At 71.2% G+C, this 22,119-nt stretch carries 24 protein-coding genes; 10 read left to right on the forward strand and 14 right to left on the reverse strand.

The window, feature by feature from the left end:
• Positions 1–162 precede the first annotated feature (162 nt).
• Positions 163–360 (reverse strand): CsbD family protein, encoded by a 198-nt coding sequence (locus tag ACFZAX_RS17610; protein ID WP_386886250.1) that lies wholly within the window; start codon positions 358–360, stop codon positions 163–165.
• A 160-nt stretch (positions 361–520) separates the two neighbouring features.
• On the opposite strand from ACFZAX_RS17610, the gene ACFZAX_RS17615 reads away from it, so the two are divergent.
• The 5 genes from ACFZAX_RS17615 (at position 521) to tgmC (ending at position 3,741) form a co-directional block, all read left to right on the forward strand.
• Positions 521–1,171 (forward strand): HAD-IA family hydrolase, encoded by a 651-nt coding sequence (locus ACFZAX_RS17615; RefSeq protein WP_390962466.1) that lies wholly within the window; start codon positions 521–523, stop codon positions 1,169–1,171.
• A 271-nt stretch (positions 1,172–1,442) separates the two neighbouring features.
• Positions 1,443–1,655 (forward strand): putative ATP-grasp-modified RiPP, encoded by a 213-nt coding sequence (locus tag ACFZAX_RS17620; RefSeq protein ID WP_390962605.1) that lies wholly within the window; start codon positions 1,443–1,445, stop codon positions 1,653–1,655.
• A gap of 53 nt (positions 1,656–1,708) precedes the next feature.
• On the forward strand, positions 1,709–1,936 hold the full coding sequence (locus ACFZAX_RS17625) for an MvdC/MvdD family ATP grasp protein (protein WP_390962607.1): 228 nt from the start codon (positions 1,709–1,711) through the stop codon (positions 1,934–1,936).
• 52 nt (positions 1,937–1,988) lie between these two features.
• Positions 1,989–2,612: a hypothetical protein gene (locus tag ACFZAX_RS17630; protein WP_390962467.1), complete on the forward strand. Its 624-nt coding sequence runs from the start codon at positions 1,989–1,991 to the stop codon at positions 2,610–2,612.
• A complete protein-coding gene (gene tgmC, locus ACFZAX_RS17635; RefSeq protein WP_390962468.1) occupies positions 2,602–3,741 on the forward strand; it encodes an ATP-grasp peptide maturase system methyltransferase in 1,140 nt (379 codons plus the stop codon). Before ACFZAX_RS17630 ends, tgmC begins: the two co-directional genes overlap by 11 nt.
• A 140-nt stretch (positions 3,742–3,881) precedes the next feature.
• Here the strand turns inward: tgmC and ACFZAX_RS17640 are convergent, their stop codons facing one another.
• Together ACFZAX_RS17640 and ACFZAX_RS17645 are read right to left on the reverse strand one after the other, a co-directional pair.
• Complete coding sequence (locus ACFZAX_RS17640; protein ID WP_390962470.1) at positions 3,882–4,973, reverse strand: branched-chain amino acid aminotransferase; 1,092 nt, start codon at positions 4,971–4,973, stop codon at positions 3,882–3,884.
• 251 nt (positions 4,974–5,224) lie between these two features.
• Positions 5,225–6,265 (reverse strand): 3-isopropylmalate dehydrogenase, encoded by a 1,041-nt coding sequence (locus ACFZAX_RS17645; RefSeq protein WP_390962472.1) that lies wholly within the window; start codon positions 6,263–6,265, stop codon positions 5,225–5,227.
• 129 nt (positions 6,266–6,394) lie between these two features.
• Here ACFZAX_RS17645 and ACFZAX_RS17650 point away from each other — a divergent pair, with 129 nt between their 5' ends.
• A complete protein-coding gene (locus tag ACFZAX_RS17650; RefSeq protein ID WP_390962473.1) occupies positions 6,395–7,987 on the forward strand; it encodes a fibronectin type III domain-containing protein in 1,593 nt (530 codons plus the stop codon).
• A gap of 110 nt (positions 7,988–8,097) precedes the next feature.
• Here the strand turns inward: ACFZAX_RS17650 and ACFZAX_RS17655 are convergent, their stop codons facing one another.
• The 5 genes from ACFZAX_RS17655 to ACFZAX_RS17675 form a co-directional block, all read right to left on the reverse strand.
• Positions 8,098–8,229, reverse strand: coding sequence for a hypothetical protein (locus tag ACFZAX_RS17655; protein WP_390962475.1), 132 nt, complete (start codon positions 8,227–8,229; stop codon positions 8,098–8,100).
• Positions 8,230–8,823: 594 nt separating this feature from the next.
• Positions 8,824–9,888 (reverse strand): ABC transporter substrate-binding protein, encoded by a 1,065-nt coding sequence (locus tag ACFZAX_RS17660; protein ID WP_390962476.1) that lies wholly within the window; start codon positions 9,886–9,888, stop codon positions 8,824–8,826.
• A gap of 103 nt (positions 9,889–9,991) precedes the next feature.
• A complete protein-coding gene (locus ACFZAX_RS17665) occupies positions 9,992–10,822 on the reverse strand; it encodes an ATP-binding cassette domain-containing protein (protein WP_390962477.1) in 831 nt (276 codons plus the stop codon).
• Positions 10,823–10,892: 70 nt separating this feature from the next.
• Positions 10,893–12,017: an iron chelate uptake ABC transporter family permease subunit gene (locus ACFZAX_RS17670; protein WP_390962478.1), complete on the reverse strand. Its 1,125-nt coding sequence runs from the start codon at positions 12,015–12,017 to the stop codon at positions 10,893–10,895.
• Positions 12,014–13,084: an iron chelate uptake ABC transporter family permease subunit gene (locus ACFZAX_RS17675; protein ID WP_390962479.1), complete on the reverse strand. Its 1,071-nt coding sequence runs from the start codon at positions 13,082–13,084 to the stop codon at positions 12,014–12,016. Before ACFZAX_RS17675 ends, ACFZAX_RS17670 begins: the two co-directional genes overlap by 4 nt.
• A gap of 277 nt (positions 13,085–13,361) precedes the next feature.
• Here ACFZAX_RS17675 and ACFZAX_RS17680 point away from each other — a divergent pair, with 277 nt between their 5' ends.
• Positions 13,362–13,976, forward strand: a complete 615-nt coding sequence (locus tag ACFZAX_RS17680; protein ID WP_390962480.1) for an MSMEG_1061 family FMN-dependent PPOX-type flavoprotein — start codon at positions 13,362–13,364, stop codon at positions 13,974–13,976.
• A gap of 250 nt (positions 13,977–14,226) precedes the next feature.
• Here ACFZAX_RS17680 and pruA read toward each other — a convergent pair whose 3' ends face one another.
• Positions 14,227–15,858 (reverse strand): L-glutamate gamma-semialdehyde dehydrogenase, encoded by a 1,632-nt coding sequence (gene pruA, locus ACFZAX_RS17685; protein WP_390962481.1) that lies wholly within the window; start codon positions 15,856–15,858, stop codon positions 14,227–14,229.
• Positions 15,859–15,906: 48 nt separating this feature from the next.
• Positions 15,907–16,887, reverse strand: coding sequence for a proline dehydrogenase family protein (locus ACFZAX_RS17690; RefSeq protein ID WP_390962482.1), 981 nt, complete (start codon positions 16,885–16,887; stop codon positions 15,907–15,909).
• Between the two features lie 238 nt (positions 16,888–17,125).
• Here ACFZAX_RS17690 and ACFZAX_RS17695 point away from each other — a divergent pair, with 238 nt between their 5' ends.
• On the forward strand, positions 17,126–18,271 hold the full coding sequence (locus tag ACFZAX_RS17695) for a helix-turn-helix domain-containing protein (RefSeq protein ID WP_390962483.1): 1,146 nt from the start codon (positions 17,126–17,128) through the stop codon (positions 18,269–18,271).
• A 227-nt stretch (positions 18,272–18,498) separates the two neighbouring features.
• Here the strand turns inward: ACFZAX_RS17695 and ACFZAX_RS17700 are convergent, their stop codons facing one another.
• From ACFZAX_RS17700 to ACFZAX_RS17710, 3 genes are all read right to left on the reverse strand, one after another.
• A complete protein-coding gene (locus ACFZAX_RS17700; RefSeq protein ID WP_390962485.1) occupies positions 18,499–19,083 on the reverse strand; it encodes a hypothetical protein in 585 nt (194 codons plus the stop codon).
• Positions 19,080–19,784, reverse strand: coding sequence for a hypothetical protein (locus ACFZAX_RS17705; RefSeq protein WP_390962486.1), 705 nt, complete (start codon positions 19,782–19,784; stop codon positions 19,080–19,082). Before ACFZAX_RS17705 ends, ACFZAX_RS17700 begins: the two co-directional genes overlap by 4 nt.
• Positions 19,785–19,970: 186 nt before the next feature.
• The gene (locus tag ACFZAX_RS17710) at positions 19,971–20,237 is read right to left on the reverse strand and encodes a hypothetical protein (RefSeq protein ID WP_390962487.1); all 267 of its coding nucleotides are present in this window, start codon (positions 20,235–20,237) and stop codon (positions 19,971–19,973) included.
• A 185-nt stretch (positions 20,238–20,422) separates the two neighbouring features.
• Here ACFZAX_RS17710 and ACFZAX_RS17715 point away from each other — a divergent pair, with 185 nt between their 5' ends.
• Positions 20,423–20,575, forward strand: a complete 153-nt coding sequence (locus ACFZAX_RS17715) for a hypothetical protein (RefSeq protein ID WP_390962488.1) — start codon at positions 20,423–20,425, stop codon at positions 20,573–20,575.
• A gap of 114 nt (positions 20,576–20,689) precedes the next feature.
• Here ACFZAX_RS17715 and ACFZAX_RS17720 read toward each other — a convergent pair whose 3' ends face one another.
• The gene (locus ACFZAX_RS17720; protein WP_390962489.1) at positions 20,690–21,106 is read right to left on the reverse strand and encodes a hypothetical protein; all 417 of its coding nucleotides are present in this window, start codon (positions 21,104–21,106) and stop codon (positions 20,690–20,692) included.
• A 76-nt stretch (positions 21,107–21,182) separates the two neighbouring features.
• Here ACFZAX_RS17720 and ACFZAX_RS17725 point away from each other — a divergent pair.
• Positions 21,183–22,114, forward strand: a protein-coding gene (locus tag ACFZAX_RS17725) for an IS5 family transposase (protein ID WP_390962490.1) whose coding sequence is annotated in 2 segments (ribosomal slippage) — positions 21,183–21,555 and positions 21,555–22,114 — 933 coding nt in all. Because the reading frame shifts where the segments join, the coding sequence is not laid out codon by codon here.
• The last annotated feature ends 5 nt before the right edge of the window (positions 22,115–22,119 follow it).

The following is a 22,119-nucleotide window of genomic DNA, read 5'->3' on the forward strand; positions in this document are numbered from 1 at the left end:
ACCGGCTGCTCCCGGCCGGCGGCCCGCCCGGCCCCGGTCTCGTACTGCTCCCGCCGACCACCCACCGGACGTACCGCCGGCGCTGACGCGGAGCGGCACGCCGTGAAAGCCGACGGGCCCCCGCCCAGGAAATGGCGGGGGCCCGGAGAGCGAGTACCGGACTCACTCGTCGTCGGTGATCAGCGGGTCCTTCGGGCCTGACTTGTCGCGCAGGTTCTTCCGCGCGTCGCCCACGGCGTCCTTCGCGGCACCCTTCGCCTGGTCGGCCTTGCCTTCGGCGACCTTGCTCCGGTTGCCGGTCATCTTGCCCATGGCTTCCTTGGCCTTGCCCTTGACCTTGTCCTTGCTGCCGTCAGTCACGGGGCCTCCTCGGATGGACGAACCTTCCACTGCCAACGTAGGTCACCTCGGCAGTACCTGCAGGACAGCGCCTGCCCGGCCAGACCCGGACGAAACGGGGGACGGCCGGGGCAGCCGCAGCCGGACTCCTCCGCCTCTCCCGCCCAGTAGGGTCGGCCCGGTGATCGAGACCATCGTCTTCGACGTCGGCGAGACGCTGACCAACGACAACCGGTACTGGGGCTCCTGGGCCGACTGGCTGGACGTCCCCCGGCACACCATGAGCGCCCTGGTGGGGGCGGTGGTGACCCAGGGCCGCGACAACTCCGACGCATTGCGCCTCGTCCGCCCCGGCATCGACGTCGAGGCCGAGTGGCGGGCCCGGGAGGCGGCGGGCCGGGGCGAGTACCTGGACGAGACGGACCTCTACCCGGACGTGACGCCGACCCTGGGCGGCCTCCGCGAGCTGGGCGTCCGCGTGATCGTCGCGGGGAACCAGACCGCCCGCGCCGGGGAGCTGCTGCGCGCCCTGGGCCTGCCCGCCGACCTCGTCGTGATGTCCGAGGAATGGGGCGCCGCCAAGCCGGACCCCGCCTTCTTCGCCCGTGTCCTCGGCGTCTGCGGCACACGCGCCGAGAACGCCCTGTACGTCGGCGACCACCCGGCCAACGACGTCTTCCCGGCCCACGCGGCCGGCCTGCTCACGGCCCACCTGCGGCGCGGCCCGTGGGGCCACTGGTGGGCCGACGACCCGGCCGTCCGCGCGACGGCGGACTGGTCGGTCGACTCGCTGGACGAGGTGGCGGAGCTGGTGCGGGGGGAGCGGGAGTAACAGTGGGCGGGCCGTCATCCATGAGCGAGTGGACTGTGCACAGGTCGCCGCTCGCCCCACCGGCCCCTGGGCCGACCGCGCGTTCGTCGACGCCGAGCCGCCGGGGCGAGCCACCCCTACCGGTCGCTGGCTCCGGACTGGGCCGGCACCGCCGAGAGGCCGAATGCTCACTATCGGAACCCGCGAATGAGTCTCCACACTGTGCGATGACGAACGGCGGCGACCGGAGGCACGGATGAGCGAGCTTTCAACCCCTTGGGGCGTTACCCGTATGAGGCCCTACCCGGAAACGATTGCTCTTCCTGCGGCGGAGGTAGTCCTCGACGCCGATACCCAGACCGGGCGTTGGATTGCCCCGGATGGCCGGGAGGCCTCCCTCGCGGGTAAGCACAAAAGGTCCGAAACGAGCAAGGAGACCAAGACCAGGACGAGCCTGGACGGCACTCCGGATGAAGGCAGCGACCAGGAAGGCGACACGGATTGAAGCCGCAGGCCGCTGTCCTGGTCGTCTCGCGACTGGACGACGCAACCGCCGATGTGGTCACCGAGGAGTTGAACCGGCGGCAGATTCCGGTCGTACGCCTGGATCCTGGTGACTTCCCAGCCACTGTCCATGTCGCGGCCCAACTGGACAGCGGCGGACTGCGAGGGAGCATCCGGACTCCGAGCCGCGACACGGATCTGGAGCAAGTCCGTTCCGTGTACTGGCGCCGACCGCGTCCGTACACGGCTCCCTACGGCCTGGGGCACCAGGACACCCGTTGAGGCCCGCTACGGCCTCGGAGGCATTCTCGGCTCCCTGCCGGGGACGCACTACGTGAATCACCCCTGGCGGAACCGTGATGCCGAACACAAGCCCGCTCAGCTCGCCACCGCAGCGCGGTGCGGCTTCGATGTCCCACCCACCCTGCTCACCAACAGCGAAGACGCCGCACGGCAGTTCATCGGCGACCACTGTCCTGTCGTCTACAAGCCGTTGCGCGGCACGGAGTACGAGAGTGCGGACGGACGGGCGCTGACCGTATGGGTCGAGGAGGTGGATCCGGCCGACTTGAACGCCGGCGTCACTCAGACCATGCACCTGTTCCAAAAACGTGTTCAATCGATCGCCGACCTCAGGGTGACAGTTGTCGGGGAAGAGGTGTTCACCGTCCGGATCGACGGCTCGCCCGGCCTGGATTGGAGACGGCACTACGACACGTTGTCGTACACGCTCGTCGACACCCCGCCGCACTTGGCCAAGAGCGTGCGGCAATTCCTGGACGGCTTCGGGCTCGTCTTCGGAGCCTTCGACTTCGGGATCGAACGGAACGGCCGGATCTGGTTCTACGAATGCAACCCGAACGGGCAATTCGCCTGGTTCCCCGACGCGATCACCGGCAGGATCGTCACCGCAGTCGCCGACCAACTCCAGTACGCAGGAGACCGCTGTGCCCGCTGACCCCGCCGCACTCCGCCACACCCTCGCCGAGCAGATCGCCACGGCTCATCCAGCCCTCGACCCCGGCTGGCGCGATGCGGTCGGGACCGTCCCCCGTGAACTGTTCCTCGGATCTGCGGCCTTTCACCTCACCGGAGGCGGGTGGGCTCCCCTGCGGCGGGCGGAGGTAGGAGAGGACGAGTGGCTGCGGATGGTCTACACCGACCAGACATGGGTCACCCAGGTCGAAGGGAGAGACGCGGCCGACACGGCAGTCCAGGTCACCGGCAGTCCCACGTCGTCGGCGACCCTTCCCTCACTCGTCGTAAGCACCGCCCAAGCAGCGAGACTTCGCCCCGGGCAGAAGGTGCTCGAAGTGGGTACCGGCACCGGGTACTCCACCGCGGTCCTGTGTCACAGAATCGGGGCGGAGAAGGTCGTCAGCATCGAGTACGACGCCGGCCTCGCGGCGAACGCGGCCGCACACCTGCACGCCGCCGGATACACGCCGGCCCTCGCAGTCGGAGACGGCCTGAACGGGTGCAAGGAGCACGCGGACTACGACGCGATCATCGCCACGTGCGCCGTGCGAACCATCCCCCCAGCATGGTTCTGGCAACTGAATGACGGAGGCACCATCACCACCAGCGTCTCCGGGTGGATGCTTGCCGGCGGCCTGATCCACCTCGTTCTCGACGAGGAGGGAACCGCCCACGGCAGGTTCGCCGACCACACCATCACGTACATGCTCGCCCGTCCCCACGAGCGGCCTCCCTCCCCCACCTTCTTCCGGCAGGACGGCAGCAGCCGCCCCGCGCGCCTGGACCCCTCGCTTCTCCAGGACTGGGCGGGGCGGTTCGTCGCCCAGCTCGCCGCTCCTTCCGCGGAGCTGATGACCACAGCCTCCGGCGTCATCCTCCGAGACGTGGCCACCGGCTCGCAGGCGTGGACGGAACCCGATGGTGAGGGATGGTCCGTGCACCAGCACGGACCACTACGCCTGTGGGACCGGATCGAGGAAGCCCTGCAGCTGTGGCAGGGCGCCGGAGCGCCCGGCCTGGCGGAGTTCGGGATGACCGCCACCCCCTTCGAACAGACCGTGTGGATCGGCTCCCCGAAGTCGGGACCGAGCTGGAGGCTTCCCGTCTGATGCGCCCGACCGTGCGCCAGCCGACCACCTGACGAACGGCCCCCTCGAAGCCGCGGGCGAAGCCCCGAAGGCCGCGCCCGGCAGGACGCCGGGCGCGGCCTTCGTACGAGTCGAGTCGTACGCGGTGGGACAACCGGGCGTCAGTCGCCCAGCGGGTGCATCCAGCCGTGGGTGTCCTCGGCGATGCCGCGCTGGATGTCCAGGAGGCGCTCGCGGAGCTTCAGGGTGATCTCGCCGGGGGTGCCGTCGCCCTGGACCCACTCGCCGCCGGCCGACTTGACGGTGCCGACGGGGGTGATCACGGCGGCGGTGCCGCAGGCGAAGACCTCCTTGAGGGTGCCGTTCGCGCTGTCCTCGCGCCACTGGTCGATGGAGACCCGGCCCTCCTCGGAGGTGTAGCCGAGGTCGCGGGCGACGGTGAGGAGGGAGTCACGGGTGACGCCGGCGAGCAGGGAGCCGGTGAGGGCGGGGGTGACGATGTGGTTCTCGTACACGAAGTAGAGGTTCATCCCGCCGAGCTCCTCGACCCACTTGTGCTCCACGGCGTCGAGGTAGGCGACCTGGTCGCAGCCCTTGGCGGTGGCCTCGGCCTGGGCGAGCAGGGAGGCGGCGTAGTTGCCGCCGGTCTTGGCGTCGCCCATGCCGCCGGGGACGGCGCGGACGCGGTCCTCGGAGAGCCAGATGGAGACGGGCTTCACACCGCCGGCGAAGTAGGCGCCGGCCGGGGAGGCGATGACGAGGAAGAGGTACTCGTTGGCGGGCTTCACGCCCAGGCCGACCTCGGTGGCGATCATGAACGGGCGGAGGTAGAAGGACTCCTCGCCGCCGTGCGCCGGGACCCACGCCTTGTCCTGCTGGACCAGCACGTCACAGGCCTCGATGAAGGTCTCCACCGGCAGCTCGGGCATGCCGAGGCGGTGGGCGGAGCGCTGGAAGCGCTGGGCGTTGGCCTCGGGGCGGAAGGTGGCGACGGTGCCGTCGGGCTGCCGGTACGCCTTCAGTCCCTCGAAGATCTCCTGCGCGTAGTGCAGGACCATCGTCGCGGGGTCGAGGGAGAGCGGGGCGTACGGGACGAGCTGCCCGTCGTGCCAGCCCCTGCCTTCGGTCCACCGGATGGTGACCATGTGGTCGGTGAAGTGGCGGCCGAATCCCGGGGCGGCGAGGATCGCCTCGCGCTCCGCGTCGGACAGCGGGGACGAGGTGGGCTTGAGCTCGATCGTGGGCGTCGTCATGAGTGCGTGTCCTTCACGTATCTGTGTGTGAGGGACCGTGCTTCCGCCCGCCGTCCGCACGTGCGAACAAGCGCGAAGATGTCCGAACATTGCCGCGAGCTGCGGCCCCACATCCGATTATCGCTCGTGGGAGGCCTGGCACGAAATGACGTATTTCACGGTCCCTGGGTCGATAGGTGCACCCGGGGCCGCAACACGAAGAAGCCGCCGGGCGCTTGCGCGACCCGGCGGCCTCTCGGTGAGTCGTCGGGTCAGCCCGCTACGCGTACCGCGAGCGCGTCGCCGATCTCGTCGGTGGTACGGGTGATCCCGTCGCGCTCCGCGAGGTCGGCGGAGACGGCCGTCTCGATGCGCTCGGCTTCGGCGTCGTGGCCGAGGTGGCGCAGCAGGAGGGCGACGGAGAGGATCGTGGCCGTGGGGTCGGCCTTGCCCTGGCCGGCGATGTCGGGGGCCGAGCCGTGGACGGGCTCGAACATCGACGGGAAGGCGCCGGTCGGGTTGATGTTGCCCGAGGCGGCCAGACCGATGCCACCGGTGACGGCGGCGGCGAGGTCGGTGAGGATGTCGCCGAAGAGGTTGTCGGTGACGATGACGTCGAAGCGCTCCGGCTGCGTGACGAAGAAGATCGTCGCGGCGTCGACGTGCAGGTAGTCGGTGGTGACCTGGGGGTACTCGGCCGCGACCTTGTCGAAGGTGTTCTTCCACAGGTGCCCGGCGTAGACGAGGACGTTGTTCTTGTGGACCAGCGTCAGCTTCTTGCGGGGGCGGGCGGCGGCGCGGTCGAAGGCGTCGCGGATCACGCGCTCGACCCCGTACGCGGTGTTGACGCTGACCTCGGTGGCGACCTCGGCGGGGGTGCCGGTGCGCAGCGAGCCGCCGTTGCCGGTGTACGGGCCCTCGGTGCCCTCGCGGACGACGACGAAGTCGATGTCGGGGCGGCCGGCCAGCGGGGTCGCGGTGTTCGGGAAGAGCTTCGACGGCCGCAGGTTGATGAAGTGGTCGAAGGCGAAGCGCAGCTTCAGCAGGAGCCCGCGCTCCAGCACGCCGGACGGGACCGAGGGGTCACCGATCGCGCCGAGCAGGATGGCGTCGTGGCCCTTGAGGGCGTCGAGCTCCGCGTCGGGGAGGGTTTCACCCGTGCGGTGCCAGCGCTGGGCGCCAAGGTCGTACTCCTTGGTCTCCAGCTTCACGTCCTGCGGGAGGACGGCGTTGAGGACCTTCAGGCCCTGGGCAACGACTTCCTGGCCGATTCCGTCACCGGGGATCACTGCGAGATTGATGCTGCGAGACATGACGGCACCTTAGCCCCGCGTCCCACCCCATGACACCGGCCGTCCACTATACGGACACATGGTGAGCTGTACGCGTGCCGTTCACCTCACGGCCGGGATCGGGTCACTCCCGAAGTAGATGTTCTGGCCATGGACATCCCTCGCTTCGGAATCCCCGAGAAGCTCGCCGCCCGCATGAGCATGGCGGAGCAGCACGAGTACCTCCGCACCAGGCTGACGCGCCGCGGCGTGCTGCGTACGAGTGTGGCGACCGCCGCCGTCACCGGCGCGGGCCTGGGCACCGGCCTCCTCACCGCTTCGCCGGCCGCCGCGCACTCCTCCTCCCAGGCCGCTCCGACGGTGCTCACCTCGCGCTCGACCACACAGGTGGACGGCTCGCTGGTGGCGCCGTTCGGCCGGCACCTCGCGTACGGCGCCGACCCGAAGACGCAGATGAGCGTCTCGTGGCAGGTCCCGTTCGCCGTGAAGCGCCCGTACATCCGCATCGGTCTCAAGCCGTGGTCGCTGAGCCGCCGCATCGACGCCGAGGTGCGCCACCTCACCACGCCGACGCTGAACAACGGCGCGATCGCCGCCGCCGAGCAGTTCTACGTGCACGCGGGCCTGGAGCGCCTGCAGCCCGGCACGACGTACTACTACGGTGTCGGCCACGACGGCTTCGACCCGGCCGACACCCGCAACCTGGGCACGCTCGGTACGTTCACCACCGCGCCCTCGCGTGCCGAGAACTTCACCTTCACGGCCTTCGGCGACCAGGGTGTCAGCTATCACGCCCTCGGCAACGACCAGCTGCTGCTCGGCCAGAACCCGGCCTTCCACCTGCACGCGGGCGACATCTGCTACGCCGACCCGTCGGGCCAGGGCCAGGAGACCGACGTCTACGACGCGCGCACCTGGGACCAGTTCCTCGCCCAGACGGAGACCGTCGCGAAGACGGTGCCGTGGATGGTGACCACCGGCAACCACGACATGGAGGCCTGGTACTCCCCCGACGGCTACGGCGGCCAGAACGCCCGCTGGACGCTGCCGGACAACGGCCCCGACCCGGTCGGCCTGCCGGGCGTGTACTCCTTCGTCCACGGCAACGTGGCCGTCGTCGCCCTGGACGCCAACGACGTCTCGAACGAGATCCCCGCGAACCTCGGCATCAGCGGCGGCAAGCAGACGAAGTGGCTGGACCGCCGCCTCGGCGAGCTGCGCGCCCGCAAGGACGTCGACTTCGTCGTGGTCTTCTTCCACCACTGCGCCTTCTCGACCACCAACGCGCACGCCTCCGAGGGCGGGGTCCGCGAGGCGTGGGTGCCGCTGTTCGAGAAGCACCAGGTGGACCTGGTCATCAACGGCCACAACCACGTGTACGAGCGCACCGACGCCCTGAAGAAGAACGCGGTCGCCCGCAAGGTGCCGATCGGCGAGCGCACGGACCCGACCCGCGACGGCATCGTGTACGTCACGGCCGGCGGCGCGGGCAAGTCGCTCTACGACTTCCCGGCCCCCGACACGTACGAGGGTCACGTCCACGACCAGGAGAGCGTGGACACGTACTACGTGGCCAAGGGCGGCGTCCACGCGGCGGAGACCGTGGAGTGGTCCCGCGTGCGGTACACCGGCTACTCGTTCCTCGCGGTCGAGGTCTCGGCGGGGCAGCACCCGAAGATGAAGGTCACCGCGCTCGCCGAGTCGGGCGCGCGGATCGACCACTTCGAGGTCAGCCGCGGCTGATCCGCCACGGCCGGCGCAGGTCGCCGCGGCCCGCCGCAGGTCCGGGGCTCTCGCCCGTCGTCCGTCAGCCGTACGACGGAAGACGGCGGAGCCCCCGGACCTGTCCGGGCTCAGTGGCCGGTGGCCCCGCCGTTGTCGCGGCGGTCCAGGGCGCGCTGGAGGGCCGCGGCGGCGTTCTTGCGCTCGGCTTCGGTGGGGCGGGGGGTGTGACGGACGCGACGGCGGACGGTGGTCTCTGCCATGGGGGAACGCCTCCTGGGGATCACGGGTGACACGGACATCACGGGTCGTACAGGTCACAGGTCGTACGGCTCACGGGCTCCAGGGCTCACGGACCACGCCGGCCGCACGGAGTCGCGGGCGGGCCGGGGCCGTGCTCCAGGGGTTGCGGCGGCGGGCGACGCACTGCCGCCGGGCACGACGGAACCGGGTGGGAAAGCCGGAAGGTACGGGAGCGGGCGCCGCAGGGATGGCCTGCATCGGGCGAACCCGCTCACCACCAGTCGCTGGTAGAAGCGAATCGTTCGGCTCCTACAACGCTAGGACACCCGGGCCGCCCTGTCCCCACAATTACTCGGACTTCCTACTATCTGAGACGGCGCGCGTCCCCGGCTTCCGGGGCGATCCCCGCGTCGGCGCCCGCGCCGAATCGACTCGTCCCTGGTCAGGGGCGGTGCAGCGGTCGGCTCGAATGGTCCGGGCGGACGGAGCGCCCCTCACACCGGCGGGCGCGTCTTCGAGGGACATGTCCGTATTGATCAAAAACAGACCGGGCCGGTGGGACGGGCGCGACCGTGCGCCCGTCCCACCGGCCCGGAGACCTGGCGGGGTACTGCCTACTTCTTGACGTACTTCGCGAACTCCGGCACGACGTGGTCGATCGCGTAGGAGGTCGAGAGGATCGAGTCGGTGGCGAAGGCCTGGCTCAGGCCACCCTGGTCGAAGACCATCGCGTGGCCGTCGGCGACCGCGGGGATCTTCTTGTACAGGGCGTCGGAGCCGACCTGGGCGGGCTTGAGGCCGATCGGCGCGGTGACGATCAGGTCGGCGTCGAACTGGTCGAGGTTCTCCTCGGAGACGCTGACCGAGAACGCGTCACCGGCCTGCTTCTCGATGACGGGGTTGTTCTTGAAGCCGAGCCGCTCGACGAAGTCGACACGACCGGTGCCCGAGACGTACGCGCCCCAGCCGACCGAGGTCTTCGACGCGAGGGTGACCGTCTTGTCCTTGAACTCGGGGTGCGCCTTCGCCGCGGCGGCGAACTTGTCCTCGACGCCCTTGATCAGCTTGTCGCCCTCCGCCTTCTTGCCCAGCGCGGTGGAGACCATCCGGGTCTGCTGCTCCCAGGACAGCTTGTACTGGTCGCCGCCCTTCGGGACGCCGATGACCGGGGCGATCTTGCTGAGGGTGTCGTAGCGGGTCTGGTCACCGCTGGACTTGGTGTCGAGGATCAGGTCGGGCTTGAGGGCCGCGATCTTCTCGTACTCCGGCTCCATGGTGCCGATCTTCTCGGGGCTCTTGGTGTAGAGACCCTCGGCCCACGGGCCGACGCCGTCGCCGCCGAAGGCCAGCCAGTCGCTCTCGCCGACGGGCTGGACGCCGAGGGCGAGCGCGGTCTCCGCGTCGCCCCAGCCGAGTGCGACGACCCGCTCGGGCTGCTCCTTCACCGTGATGGAGCCGAACTTGGTGTCGACGGACACCGGGAAGGCACCGGCAGAGGCGGAGGCGGTGGACGACGTGTCCTTGGCGGAATCGCCGGAGTCGTCGGAGGAGCAGCCGGTCGCGCCGATCAGCACCGCGGCGAGCGGAAGTGCCAGCAGGCCGAGGGAGGCGCGGGAGCGGGTGGGGGTACCGGAACGACGGGCAAGAGGGTTCCGGAGACGCACGTTCTTCATGCCCATGAGGTTAGCCTAACCTTATTCACTTCTCGCACAGGGGTTCCACACAGTGCGATCCGCTTCACCTCGGGGGAAGTTGACCCGCCCCATGAGACCGAAGCCCGGCTCAGGCGGCGGACACGTCCTCGCGCGCCGCGTCCGGCACATGATGGCGGCCGATCGGCACGATCATCGGAGTGCCGGAGGCCGGGTCGGGGACGACCGAGCAGCGCATGTGGAAGACCTCGGTGACCAGTTCCCCGGTCACGATCTCGGTGGGGCGGCCCTCGGCGACGATCCGGCCGTCCTTCATCGCGACCAGATGGTCGGCGTACCGGCAGGCGAGGTTCAGATCGTGCAGCACGGCGACCATGGTCACCCCGCGCTCCCGGTTGATGTCGGTGAGCAGGTCGAGGACGTCCAGCTGGTGACTGATGTCGAGGTAGGTGGTCGGCTCGTCGAGCAGCAGCACGTCGGTGTGCTGGGCGATCGCCATGGCGATCCATACGCGCTGGCGCTGGCCGCCGGAGAGCTCGTCGACCGGGCGCTCGGCGAGCTCCAGTACGTCGGTGGCGACCAGCGCCTCGGCGACCGCCGCGTCGTCCTCGGCGGTCCAGGAGCGCAGCCAGCCCTGACGCGGGTAGCGGCCCCGGCCGACCAGGTCGGCGACGGTGATGCCCTCGGGGGCCACCGGGGTCTGCGGGAGGATGCCGAGGATTCCGGCGACCGCCTTGGTGGGCATCGACCGGATGTCCTTGCCGTCCAGCAGGACCGTGCCCGCCGAGGGGGCGAGCAGCCGGGCCAGGGAGCGCAGCAGGGTGGACTTGCCGCAGGCGTTGGGGCCCACGATCATCGTCACGCCGCCCGGCGGGATGTCGATGTCGAGGTCCTTGACGATGTCCCGGCTGCCGTATCCGAGGCGCAGTCCGCGCGCTCCCAGGCTGTGTTCCGCGCTCACGCGGCACTCCCCTCCATCTGGTCCTTGCGGGTCCTTGCCTGCCCTGCTTGCGCGGCCGGCCGCGGGCGGCTCATCCGCCCTGTCCCGAACGGTTGGCGCGGATCAGCAGCCACATCAGGTACGGGGCGCCGATGACACTGGTGACGACCCCGACGGGGAGCTGCCCGGAGGCGCCCGACGGCAGGTCGACGAGGTCCAGCACGTGCTGCGCGGCGAAGTCGGCGACCACCATCAGCAGCGCGCCGGTCAGACCGGAGGCGACCAGCGAGGCGCCCCGCCCGGGGGCCAGCCGGCGGGCGACGGGCGCGGCGACGAAGGCGACGAACCCGACCGGCCCGGCGGCGGCGGTCGCCACACCGGCCAGCGCGACGGCACAGCAGAGCAACTGGAGCCGGCCCCGCTCGGTGCGGGCGCCCAGTCCGGCGGCGGTGTCGTCGCCGAGCTGGAGTACGGGCATCCGGCGGGCGGCCAGGAAGAGCAGCGGCAGCAGCACCACGAGCGCCCAGGCCAGGGGTCGCAGCAGGTCCCAGGAGCGGCCGTTGAGGCTGCCGGTGAGCCAGAGCAGCGCCGACTGCGCCTCGGTGACCTCGGAGCGGGTCATCAGGTAGGAGATCACGCTGGACAGTCCGGCGCCGATCCCGACGCCGACGAGGACGAGCCGGGCTCCGGTCACCCCGCGCCGCCAGGCGAGCGCGTAGATCAGCGCGCCGGTGAGGACCGCGCCGGCCAGGGCGGACACGGAGAGCAGCACCCCGCTGACCGCGAACAGCGAGGAGGCGAGCACCGCGGCGACGGAGGCGCCCGAGCTGATGCCGATGACGTCGGGGCTGGCGAGCGGGTTGCGCAGCAGGCTCTGGAAGACCGCGCCGGAGAGCCCGAAGGCGATCCCGACGAGGATGGCCATCAGGGCGCGGGGCATCCGCAGCTCGCCGACGATGAACCAGGTGGCGGGGTCGGCGCGCCCCGTGAGGGCGGCGAACACGTCGGAGAGCGGCACCGCCATGTCCCCGTACGCCAGCGAACCGCACAGCGCGGCGACGGTCGCGACGGCGAGGACCCCGCAGACCAGGAGGTAGCGGGCGCGGGCGTGGCGGCGGGCCCGGGCGACCTCGCGTACGGCGAAGGAGCCCGGGGAGGTTCCACCGAGAGGGGTGGCGGGGGCGGTTCCACCGAGAGGGGTGGCGGGGGCGGTCACAGTTCCACCAGCTTCCGGCGGCGCACCAGGATCACGAAGGGGACGCAGCCGATGACGGCGGTGACGATGCCGACCTGGACCTCGGCGGGCCGGGCGACCAGGCGGCCCGCGATGTCGGCGACGAGCAGCAGGATCGGGGCGAGGACCGCGCTGTAGGCGAGGACCCAGCGGTTGTCGGGGCCGGCGATGAGCCGGGCGGCGTGCGGGACGACCAGTCCGACGAACCCGATGGGTCCGGCGATCGCGGTGGCCGCTCCGCAGAGCAGGACCACGGCGAGGGCGGCGGCGGCGCGGGCCAGGCCCACCCGCTGGCCGAGGCCGCGGGCCACGTCGTCGCCGAGGGCGAGGGCGTTGAGCTGGGGGCCGAGCGCGAGGGCGAGGAGGGAGCCGACCACGATGAACGGCAGCACCTGCCAGAGCGCGTCGGTCTCCCGGCCGGAGAGCGAACCGACCTGCCAGAAGCGGAACTGGTCGAAGGTCTTGCTGTCGGTCAGCAGCATCGCGGTGGTGAGCGAGCCGAGGAAGGCGGTGGTGGCGGCTCCGGCGAGCGCCAGTTTGACGGGGGTGGCGCCTTCCCGGCCGATCGAGCTGACGCCGTAGACGAAGAGGGCGGCGAGCAGTGCGCCGACGAATCCGAACCAGAGGTACTGCCCCGGGGCGGTGAGGCCGAGGACGCCCATGGCGAGCACCACGGAGACGGACGCTCCGGCGTTGACGCCGAGCAGTCCGGGGTCGGCCAGGGGGTTGCGGGTGACGCCCTGCATGAGCGCTCCGGCGAGGCCCAGGGCGACGCCGGCGAGGATTCCGGCGCAGGTGCGGGGGATGCGGACGGTCTGGACGATGACGTCGGTGCGCCGGGCGTCGTCGGGGCTGACCAGGCCGTGCCACACGTCGGCGAGGGGTACGTGCCCCGATCCGACGGCGAGACTGACCGCGGCGACCAGTACGAGGACCACCAACCCTGCCAGGAGACCGGCGGCGAGCGCGGGGCGGGAAGCCTTGCGGCGGGCACCACCGGCCGGCGGTGCGGTACGCGCCGTCGGCAGGGTGGCGGCGGCCGGGGTCACCGGGCACCTGTCGCGGTGGCCGGTATCGCGTCCGGCATCGTTCGCTCCTCAACGGCTCCGCGTCAACCCGGTAGCCGGTCCTTGCAGGGGGAATGCCCGCCAGGAGATCACCCGAGGGCCTACAGTAAGGTGACCCTAACATCGTAAGGGTGTACGGAAAAAACCGGTCCGGGTCGAAATAGCCTGCGGGCCGGGCGCCGGATCCGGCCACCCATGCGTGCCGGCGAGGGCGACCTCCGCCCGTGCGTACCGCCAGGTCACCTGCCAGGAAGTCGTCTTGAGCCTCACCGCAGCGCCCGAAGCCGCCCCGCCCGCCGCCGCCACGCCCGCCGAAGCCGTTCCGCCCGCCGCGCCCGACCGCGACGGCTGGGTCGAGCTCACCGCCCCCGGAGAACTGACCGACCTGCTCGGCGCCCCGCACCCGATCGTCATCGAGAAGGTCCACGACCGGCTGACGGAGGAGGATCTGAGGCTCATCGGCCAGTCCCCGCTGTGCACGGTCGCCACCTCGGACGCGGCGGGCAACTGCGACGCCTCGCCGAAGGGCGGGGAGCCCGGCTTCACGCTCGTCCTGGACGAGCGCACCCTCGCGCTGCCGGACCTGCCGGGCAACCGCCGTTCCGACGGCTTCCGCAACATCCTGCAGAACCCGCACGTGGGCCTTCTCTACTTCATCCCCGGCGTGATGGACGTGCTCCGCGTCAACGGCCGCGCCCGGGTCCTGCGGGACGCGCCGTTCTTCGACGAGCTGGCGGACGCGAAGGGCGCCCGGCCGCAGCTGGCGCTGGTGGTCGAGATCGACGAGATATTCCGGCACTGCCCCGCCTCCCTGCGCCGCTCCGGCGTCTGGCAGCCCGACACCTGGAGCGCGGCGCCCGGGCGGCGCGGCTGAGCCCACGGGCCGTATCCGTACGTCCGCCACCGCACCCCCCGGCCACTCATGGTCGGGGGGTGCGGTGCGTCCGGGCCCGTTCGCGTCCGGCCCGTTCGCGTCCGGGCCTTTCGGGCGGTACGCGGGCCAAAGGGGACGCGGGCCCGAGGGCACAGGCCGGTGGACGCGGACCGCCCCCGTCCGGCAGGGGGGGGTGCCGGGCGGGGGCGGGGTTCCGGGCGGGGCGCCGGTGTGCGGCGCCCCGGGGGCGTCAGCCCTGGTGGGGGTAGGTGTACTCGGTCGGCGGGACCAGCGTCTCCTTGATGGCGCGGGTCAGCGTCCAGCGCTGCAGGTTCTGCGGGGCGCCGGCCTTGTCGTTGGTGCCCGAGGCGCGGCCGCCACCGAAGGGCTGCTGGCCGACGACGGCACCGGTCGACTTGTCGTTGATGTAGAAGTTGCCCGCCGCGTAGCGGAGCTTCTCCATCGTGTGGGCCGCGGCGGCGCGGTCGTTGGCGATGACGGAACCGGTCAGGGCGTAGTCGGAGACCGACTCCATCTGGTCCAGCATCGCGTCGTAGTTGTCGTCCTCGTACACGTGCACGGCGAGGATCGGGCCGAAGTACTCGGTCGTGAAGACCTCGTTCTCCGGGTCGGTGCACTCGATGACGGTCGGGCGGACGAAGTAGCCCACCGAGTCGTCGTAGGTGCCGCCCGCGACGATCGTGCACGTCGGGTCGGCGGCGGCGCGGTCGATGGCGGCCTTGTTCTTCGCGAAGGAGCGGTCGTCGATGACGGCGCCGATGAAGTTCGAGAGGTCGGTGACGTCGCCCATGGTGATGGCGTCGACCTCGGCCGCGAACTTCTCCTTGAAACCGGAGTTCCAGATGGAGGCGGGGACGTACGCGCGCGAGGACGCGGAGCACTTCTGGCCCTGGTACTCGAAGGAGCCGCGGGTCAGCGCGGTCTTCAGCACGGCCTGGTCGGCCGAGGGGTGGGCGACGACGAAGTCCTTGCCGCCGGTCTCGCCGACGAGCCTCGGGTAGGTGCGGTAGTTGGCGATGTTGGTGCCGACCGTCTTCCACAGGTGCTGGAAGGTGGGGGTCGAGCCGGTGAAGTGGATGCCGGCCAGGTCGCGGTGGTTCAGCGCGACCTCGGAGACGGCGATGCCGTCGCCGGTCACCAGGTTGATGACGCCCTTGGGCAGGCCGGCCTCTTCCAGGAGCTGCATCAGCAGCACGGCGGAGTGGGTCTGCGTCGGGGACGGCTTCCACACGACGACGTTGCCCATGAGCGCCGGGGCGGTCGGCAGGTTGCCCGCGATGGCGGTGAAGTTGAAGGGCGTGATCGCGTAGACGAAGCCCTCCAGCGGGCGGTGGTCCATGCGGTTCCACACGCCGGTGGAGTTGGCCGGCGGCTGCTCGGCGAGGATCTGGCGCGCGTAGTGCACGTTGAAGCGCCAGAAGTCGACGAGCTCGCAGGGGGTGTCGATCTCGGCCTGCTGGGCGGTCTTGCCCTGGCCGAGCATCGTGGAGGCCGCCATCGTCTCGCGCCACGGGCCGGAGAGCAGTTCGGCGGCACGCAGGATGATCGCGGCGCGGTCGTCGAAGGACATCGCGCGCCAGGCCGGGGCGGCGGCGAGCGCCGCGTCGATCGCGTCCTGGGCGTCCTGCTCGGTGGCGCCGGCGAAGGTACCGATGACGGCGCGGTGGTTGTGCGGCTGCACGACGTCGACGCGGGCGCCGCCGCCCATCCGCCTCTCGCCACCGATGGTCATCGGGAGGTCGATCGGGTTCTCGCCGAGCTCCTTGAGCTTCGCCTCCAGGCGGGCGCGCTCGGGGGTACCCGGGGCGTAGGAGTGGACCGGCTCGTTGACCGGCGCGGGGACCTGGGTGACAGCGTCCATGAGTGCCTTGTCTCCTTGGTTCGTCGGGGTGGGGGGTGGGAGCCGGACTCAGCCCTTGGTGAGGATGGAGCGCGCGAAGAAGAGGAGGTTGGCCGGCTTCTCCGCGAGGCGGCGCATGAAGTAGCCGTACCAGTCGGTGCCGTACGCCGTGTAGACGCGCATCCGGTGGCCCTCCGCTGCGAGGCGGACGTGCTCGTCGCTGCGGATGCCGTAGAGCATCTGGAACTCGTACTCGTCGAGCTTGCGGCCGGCCTTGCGGCCGAGTTCCTGGGCGATGGCGACGAGACGCGGGTCGTGCGACCCGATCATCGGGTAGCCGTCGCCCTCCATGAGGATCTTCATGATGCGGACGTACGCCTTGTCGATCTCGGCCTTGTCCTGGTACGCCACGGAGGCGGGCTCCTTGTACGCACCCTTCACGATACGCACGCGGCTGCCCGCGGCGGCGAGCCGGCGGGCGTCGTCCTCGGTGCGGAACAGGTACGCCTGGATCACACAGCCGGTCTGCGGGAAGTCCTTCCGCAGCTCCTCGTGGATGGCGAACATCGAGTCGAGGGTGGTGTGGTCCTCGGCGTCCAGGGTGACCGTGGTGCCGATGGCGGCGGCGGCCTCGACGACCGGACGGACGTTCGCGAGGGCCAGCTCGTGGCCGCCCGGAAACGCGGAGGCGGGCCCGGAGGGCCCTTCGTCAGGGGTGGTGGCGGGCGACGGGAGGGCCTGGCCGAACATCGAGAGCTTGACGGACATCTCGGCCTTGGCGCCGAGGCCCAGGTCCTTCAGGCGGCCGACCAGCTCCAGGTAGGCGTCGCGCGCAGCGGCGGCCTCGGCGGGCGTGGTGATGTCCTCACCGACCACGTCGAGGGTGAGCTCAAGGCCCTTCCCGACGGATTCGCGGATGACGGGCAGGACGTGGTCGACGTTCTCACCGGCGATGAAGCGGTCGACGACCTGCTTGGTGCCCGGCGCGGCCGAGATGAACCGGCGCATCCGGTCGCTGCGCGACGCGGCGAGAATCACGGGACCCAGCACGGGGCACCTCCACGAAAGTACTGATGATCGGCTGCATGGACGGCTGTACGAGTGGCTGCGCACGGCTGTGCGTGTACGGGCCGGCGCGGGCGAAAGCCGTCGAACCGGTCCGGACCATGACAGCACGGAGAACCACGGTGAAATCTATGGATTGCACCGAACGTGTGCCATCGACAGCTGTCACGCATCTGTGCTCGCCACCTCAGACATCTGTCTGAACGGGTGCGAGAATGGCGGGATGAAAGGCGACTACCAGGAACTCGTCGACGAGATCTCCGGGCTGCTGAGCGCCCCCGCCACGCTGGAGAACCGTGACTTCGGCCTGATCGCCTTCGGTGTGCACGACAGCGACGACGACGCCGCCATGGACCCGGTCCGCACCCGGTCGATCCTGACCCGCCGTTCCACCCCGGCGGTCCGCGCGTGGTTCGAGGGGTTCGGCATCACCCGGGCGACCGGCCCGGTCCGCATTCCGGCGGGCCCGGAGGCCGGGGTCCAGCTCAGCCGGATCTGCCTTCCGGTCCGCCACCGGGGCGTGGTGCTGGGGTACGTATGGCTGCTGGACGCCGAACCGGGCCCGACCGACGAACGGCTGGCGGCGGCCATGGAGGTGGCGGACCGGATCGGGGCGCTCCTCGCCGACGAGGTCCGGGCGGGCGCGGATCTCTCGCGCGAGCTGGGCGCCGCCCTCACCGCGGGGCGCGGCTGGCAGCGGGACATGGCACTGACAGCGCTCCGGGAGGCCCTGGGCGCGGACGCCGACGGGCTGCACGCACTGGTCTGTGTCTCCCCGTGGACGGCGGAGGACACCCCGTCGGCGCGTACGGTCCCCTCGGCGGCGGCGCTCACCGTGGTGGCCTCGCCCAGGGCCGACACGCTCTGCCTGGCCGCGCTCGTACGGCTGCGCTCCCCGGACGCGCCCGGTCCGGCGAACACCGCCGCCGACCGGCTCCGCGCCGAGGCGGGCGGGGCCGCGACCGCCGGTGTCGCCGTACCGCGCCGGGGTCTGGCCGAGCTGGCCGACGCCTGGCACGAGGCGGTGTCGGCGGCCCGCGCGGCGGCGGCCGAGCCCCGGTACGGTCCGGTCGCCCCGTGGTCCGGCATCGGCCCGTACCGCCTGCTGACCGCGCTGCCCCGCACCCCCTCCGGTCCCGACCCCTCGGTGACCGCGCTGCTGGTCCCGGCCCACGCGGAACTGGCCCGCACGGCCGAAACCTTTCTCGACCTCGCGGGCCAGGCGAGCCGGACGGCGGCCGAACTGGGCATCCACCGCCAGACGCTGTACTACCGGCTCTCCCGGGTCCAGCAGCTCACCGGGCTCGACCTGGGCGACGGCGAGGACCGGCTGCTGCTGCACATGGCGCTGAAGGCGGGACGGCTCTGAAGCGGACCCTGGTACGAAGGAGGGACCGACGGGCCCGGGCGCGGGTGATCAGCGGGGCGAGGGGACGAGGCCCGTCTCCGCAGCTGTCCGGTGACCGCCCCGGCGTGGGCGTGGGCGACGCACGAGGCAGGCATCCCCGTTGCTTCCCCAGGTCACCCGTGAAGCCGATGAGTCATCCTCACCCGTTCCGGAGAAGGCACGAACAGGTTCGACGAGATATCGGGCGGTCAGCCGTCGCCCCGGTCCACGTCGCGCCGGTCCACGTCGCCCCGGTCCACGTCGCCCCGGTCCACGTCTCCCCGGTCCACCTCGACGACGGGTTCCCCGCTGACCAGCGCGACCATCACCAGGGGAGCGTTCCCGTCGCTGTGGCCGGCACTCACGCCCACCCACCGCTCGCGGCCGGGCAGCGGGCCCCAGACGCTGAGATCGCCGTAGCAGTCCGCGTCGAGCAGCGCCGCGTGGAGCGCGGGCAGGGGCAGTCCCGCCTGCCGGCGGAACAGCGCGGGGTGCATCGCCACCCGGTCGTGCGGCCCCCACCGGACGTCCAGCTCGGCTACCAGCGCGTCGAGTTGCCGCCGGGCCGCGCCCTCCGCGTCGGTCCAGTCGCTCCCGTACGCGCCGGTGAGGTCGCCGCTCTCCCAGAGCGGGACGATCCGGAAGCCCTCCCCGGTGGTCGCCCGCCACTCCCCCGTCGCCGGGTCGCCCTCACCGAGGGTGGGCCCCGCCCCCGGTACGGGCCCCGCCGCCAGCGTCGTCACCTCGGCCACGGCCCGCCCGATGTCGAAGGGCTCCCCGGCGCGGACGCTCACAGCGTCGCCCGGTCCAGTGGGCGGGGCAGGGGCCGGAGCGCCCCGGCCGCGCTCAGCGCCCCGTACGCGGCGACCACCTCGGCCGTACCGCCGAGGGCGAGCAGGAGGCCTCCGCCGGGCAGCTCCTCCCGGGCCGCCCCGATCCCGTCCGGGACCAGGGCGGCCCGCACCGGGGAGAGGTAGCCGTACCGGCCCACGACCGGGTCGCCGACCGTGTAGCCGGCCTCGTCCTCCAGGGCGTCGAGGAGGTCGTCGTCGCTGACGTCCCCGAAGTCCGGCTGCCAGGCGAGCGCGAGGGCGGCGAGCAGTTCACCCTCGGGCACCCCGGCGCCGTCCGGTGCGTCGACGGCCGCCACCACGGACTGGAGGAGGAACTCCGGTGCGCCGCCCGCGAGTCCGCTGATCTCCACCCGAATTCCATTGGCCGGGGCGGCGATCAGCCGCAGGCCGGTGCCGACCCGGTCGGACCAGTCGTCGGCGGCACGCGCCTCCCGCAGCACCTCGGCCAGCGACTCCCGCCCCGGGGCGAGCGGGGCGTCGTCGGCCCCGGACGCCCGGACGCGCCGCCACGCCCAGCCGGGTTCGGTCGCGCCACCTCCGAGGACGTCGGCCACCTGGTGGAGCATCAGCTCCCAGCGCCCGGAGAGCTCTTCGACGGACTCCACCCGCGGACCCCAGAAGCCCCGCACCACACGCCGCATCCGCTTCCTCCACAGCCGGTTCCGAGGCGTCGCCCGTGCCCGACGCCGCTCGCGTCAGCAGGCTAGCGCTTCGGACGGGCGGGCGCGGCCGGCCACTCGCCGAGCCTCCGGATCGCCGGGACCGGCAGGAGGCCGCCGTCTTCCGGGAGGCCCGGAAGACGGCGGCCTCCTCGACGCGTCGGCCGATCAGGCACGCAGCAGGGCCAATACGCGCCCCACCTGCTCGGTGAAGTCGCGCTGGAAGTCCGGATCCTCCGCGCCGCTGCCGAAGATGCGGTGCACCGTTCCCGGCATCAGGTGCGGCGCCATGACGAGCGCGTGGGACAGCAGCATGATCATGGCCGGGCTGACGGCGTCGTTCAACTCACCCTCAACCTGCCGGCGTTCGATGTCGGCGAGGTCCTCCGCCACCGGCTCGGGCACCTCGGGGCGGCCCGTCAGCTCCGACGACATCGCCTCGGTCGCCGCGCGTGCTCTGACGGGGCTGATCCCGTCCGGTGGGGCTCCGGTCCTGACCGGCCCCCAGGCGTTGACCTTCGCGGCGCAGGTACGCGTCCTCGGCTCGGTCCTCGGCCGCCCCCTGCGCTACGAGGAGATCCCGCACGGAGCCGCCCGGGACGCGATGCTCCACTCACTGGATGACCGAGGAGATCGCCGACTCCTTGCTCGGCTACTTCGCGTCGTGCGTGACGGCCCCGACACCCGTGTCCCCGGACGTGGAGCGCATCCTCGGCCGCCGCGGCCGGTCGTTCGAGGAGTGGGCGACTGACCACGCGGCCGACTTCCGTTAGGCACGGGCTAGGACCTGTCCGGCCGATCACTCCAGGTGTGCCGGGGCGAGTAGCCGCTCGTGCTATCCCAGCGAGGGCTGGGATCACGACTACAGGAATGTCAGCGGGATGAGGTCAGGGCGCGAAGTACCAGCAATACAGGCTCGGGCCTTTCTTCGCACGACTCATGGCGAGGGCTGACAGACGCTCAAGGAGGTCGACGGCACTGCTCGGCCTAATCTCATCGCCCATCTCGGAGACGGTCTTGGCCCACGTGAGAGCGGTAGTTCTGAGCTGATCCGCTCTTGCACTGGCCAAGGCCGTCGAGAGCGCCTGCGGAACAGCGAAGACCGTGAAACCATCGTTGGCCATGGGCACCACGTACCGGAGCGGACTTTCCGCCCCCGTCAACAGAGCTTCCCACCTCGGAACTGCGTCATCCGGATAGATGCCGTCCCACAGCACAGCAGGAAAATCATGGCTCTTGCGCGGCCCTACCCGCACTGCTGACTCGTCGTCTTCAGCAAGGAAGAACTCTCCTACGAGCACCATCCGCTGATTCTGGCATGTCTCGGCACCCGGGAGCCTGACCGAGTGACTGCTCCCCCGCCAGGGCGTTAGTTCGGGCATGGGGCGGGGTGATCTGACGGATGCCGAGTGGGAACGACTGCGGCCGTTCCTGCCGGTCAGCAACCGGCGTTGTGGCAGGTGGCGGGATCACCGGCAGGTGATCGACGGGATTCTGTACCGGGTGCGAACCGGGGTTCAGTGGCGTGACCTGCCCGAACGGTTCGGCCCGTGGAAAACCGTCTATGAGCGCCACCGGCTCTGGTCCGCCGACGGCACGTGGGAGCGACTGCTCCAGCAGGTCCAGGCCGCAGCCGACGCGGCGGGCGAGATCGACTGGAACATCTCGGTCGACTCCACCATCGTCCGCGCGCATCAGCACGCGGCCGGCGCCCGCACCGACCCGCCACCGGCACCCGTGTCAAAGGGGGCCGACGAGGTGGAACACCAGGACGAGACGCCGTGGCAGAGCCTGGTCGCCCGCCTGGTGGAGGTGGTGCGGGAGGCGAGGGCCTGGGCCGCTCGCGCGGCGGGTTCACCAGCAAGCTCCAGCTGAGCGCGGACGGTCGGTGCCGCCCACTGTCCCTGGTCGTCACACCAGGTCAGCGGGCGGACTGCACCCAGTTCAAGCCGGTCCTGGAGAAGATCCGAGTGCCCAGACCTGGCCTGGGACGACCACGCAAGAAGCCAGACAGCCTTGCGGCCGACAGGGCCTACAGCAACGGCCTCATCCGCGAGTACCTGCGGCGGCGGGGAATCCGGCACACGATCCCGGAGAAGACCGACAGCCAGGCCGCCCGCCTACGCAAAGGCTCACGCGGCGGGCGTGCACCCGGCTTCGACGAGGGCCGCTACAGAATGCGCAACACCGTCGAGCGATCGATCAACCGCCTGAACCAGTTCCGGGCGGTCGCCACACGCTACGACAAGCGCGGCTACGTCCACCTCGGCACCGCGACCGCGGCAGCTCTTGCCATCTGGCTACGAACTTGATCGCC

Source organism: Streptomyces sp. NPDC008125, from assembly GCF_042957125.1.
GTDB lineage: Bacteria > Actinomycetota > Actinomycetes > Streptomycetales > Streptomycetaceae > Streptomyces.

What these genes read in the sequence shown, in the direction of transcription:
- ACFZAX_RS17620 (WP_390962605.1), top strand. Translation starts at nt 1,443, where the DNA reads ATGAGGCCCTACCCGGAAACGATTGCTCTTCCTGCGGCGGAGGTAGTC.
- ACFZAX_RS17640 (WP_390962470.1), bottom strand. Translation starts at nt 4,973, where the DNA reads ATGACGACGCCCACGATCGAGCTCAAGCCCACCTCGTCCCCGCTGTCC.
- ACFZAX_RS17645 (WP_390962472.1), bottom strand. Translation starts at nt 6,265, where the DNA reads ATGTCTCGCAGCATCAATCTCGCAGTGATCCCCGGTGACGGAATCGGC.
- ACFZAX_RS17650 (WP_390962473.1), top strand. Translation starts at nt 6,395, where the DNA reads ATGGACATCCCTCGCTTCGGAATCCCCGAGAAGCTCGCCGCCCGCATG.
- ACFZAX_RS17655 (WP_390962475.1), bottom strand. Translation starts at nt 8,229, where the DNA reads ATGGCAGAGACCACCGTCCGCCGTCGCGTCCGTCACACCCCCCGCCCC.
- ACFZAX_RS17660 (WP_390962476.1), bottom strand. Translation starts at nt 9,888, where the DNA reads ATGGGCATGAAGAACGTGCGTCTCCGGAACCCTCTTGCCCGTCGTTCC.
- pruA (WP_390962481.1), bottom strand. Translation starts at nt 15,858, where the DNA reads ATGGACGCTGTCACCCAGGTCCCCGCGCCGGTCAACGAGCCGGTCCAC.
- ACFZAX_RS17695 (WP_390962483.1), top strand. Translation starts at nt 17,126, where the DNA reads ATGAAAGGCGACTACCAGGAACTCGTCGACGAGATCTCCGGGCTGCTG.
- ACFZAX_RS17705 (WP_390962486.1), bottom strand. Translation starts at nt 19,784, where the DNA reads ATGCGGCGTGTGGTGCGGGGCTTCTGGGGTCCGCGGGTGGAGTCCGTC.
- ACFZAX_RS17710 (WP_390962487.1), bottom strand. Translation starts at nt 20,237, where the DNA reads ATGTCGTCGGAGCTGACGGGCCGCCCCGAGGTGCCCGAGCCGGTGGCG.
- ACFZAX_RS17715 (WP_390962488.1), top strand. Translation starts at nt 20,423, where the DNA reads ATGACCGAGGAGATCGCCGACTCCTTGCTCGGCTACTTCGCGTCGTGC.
- ACFZAX_RS17720 (WP_390962489.1), bottom strand. Translation starts at nt 21,106, where the DNA reads ATGGTGCTCGTAGGAGAGTTCTTCCTTGCTGAAGACGACGAGTCAGCA.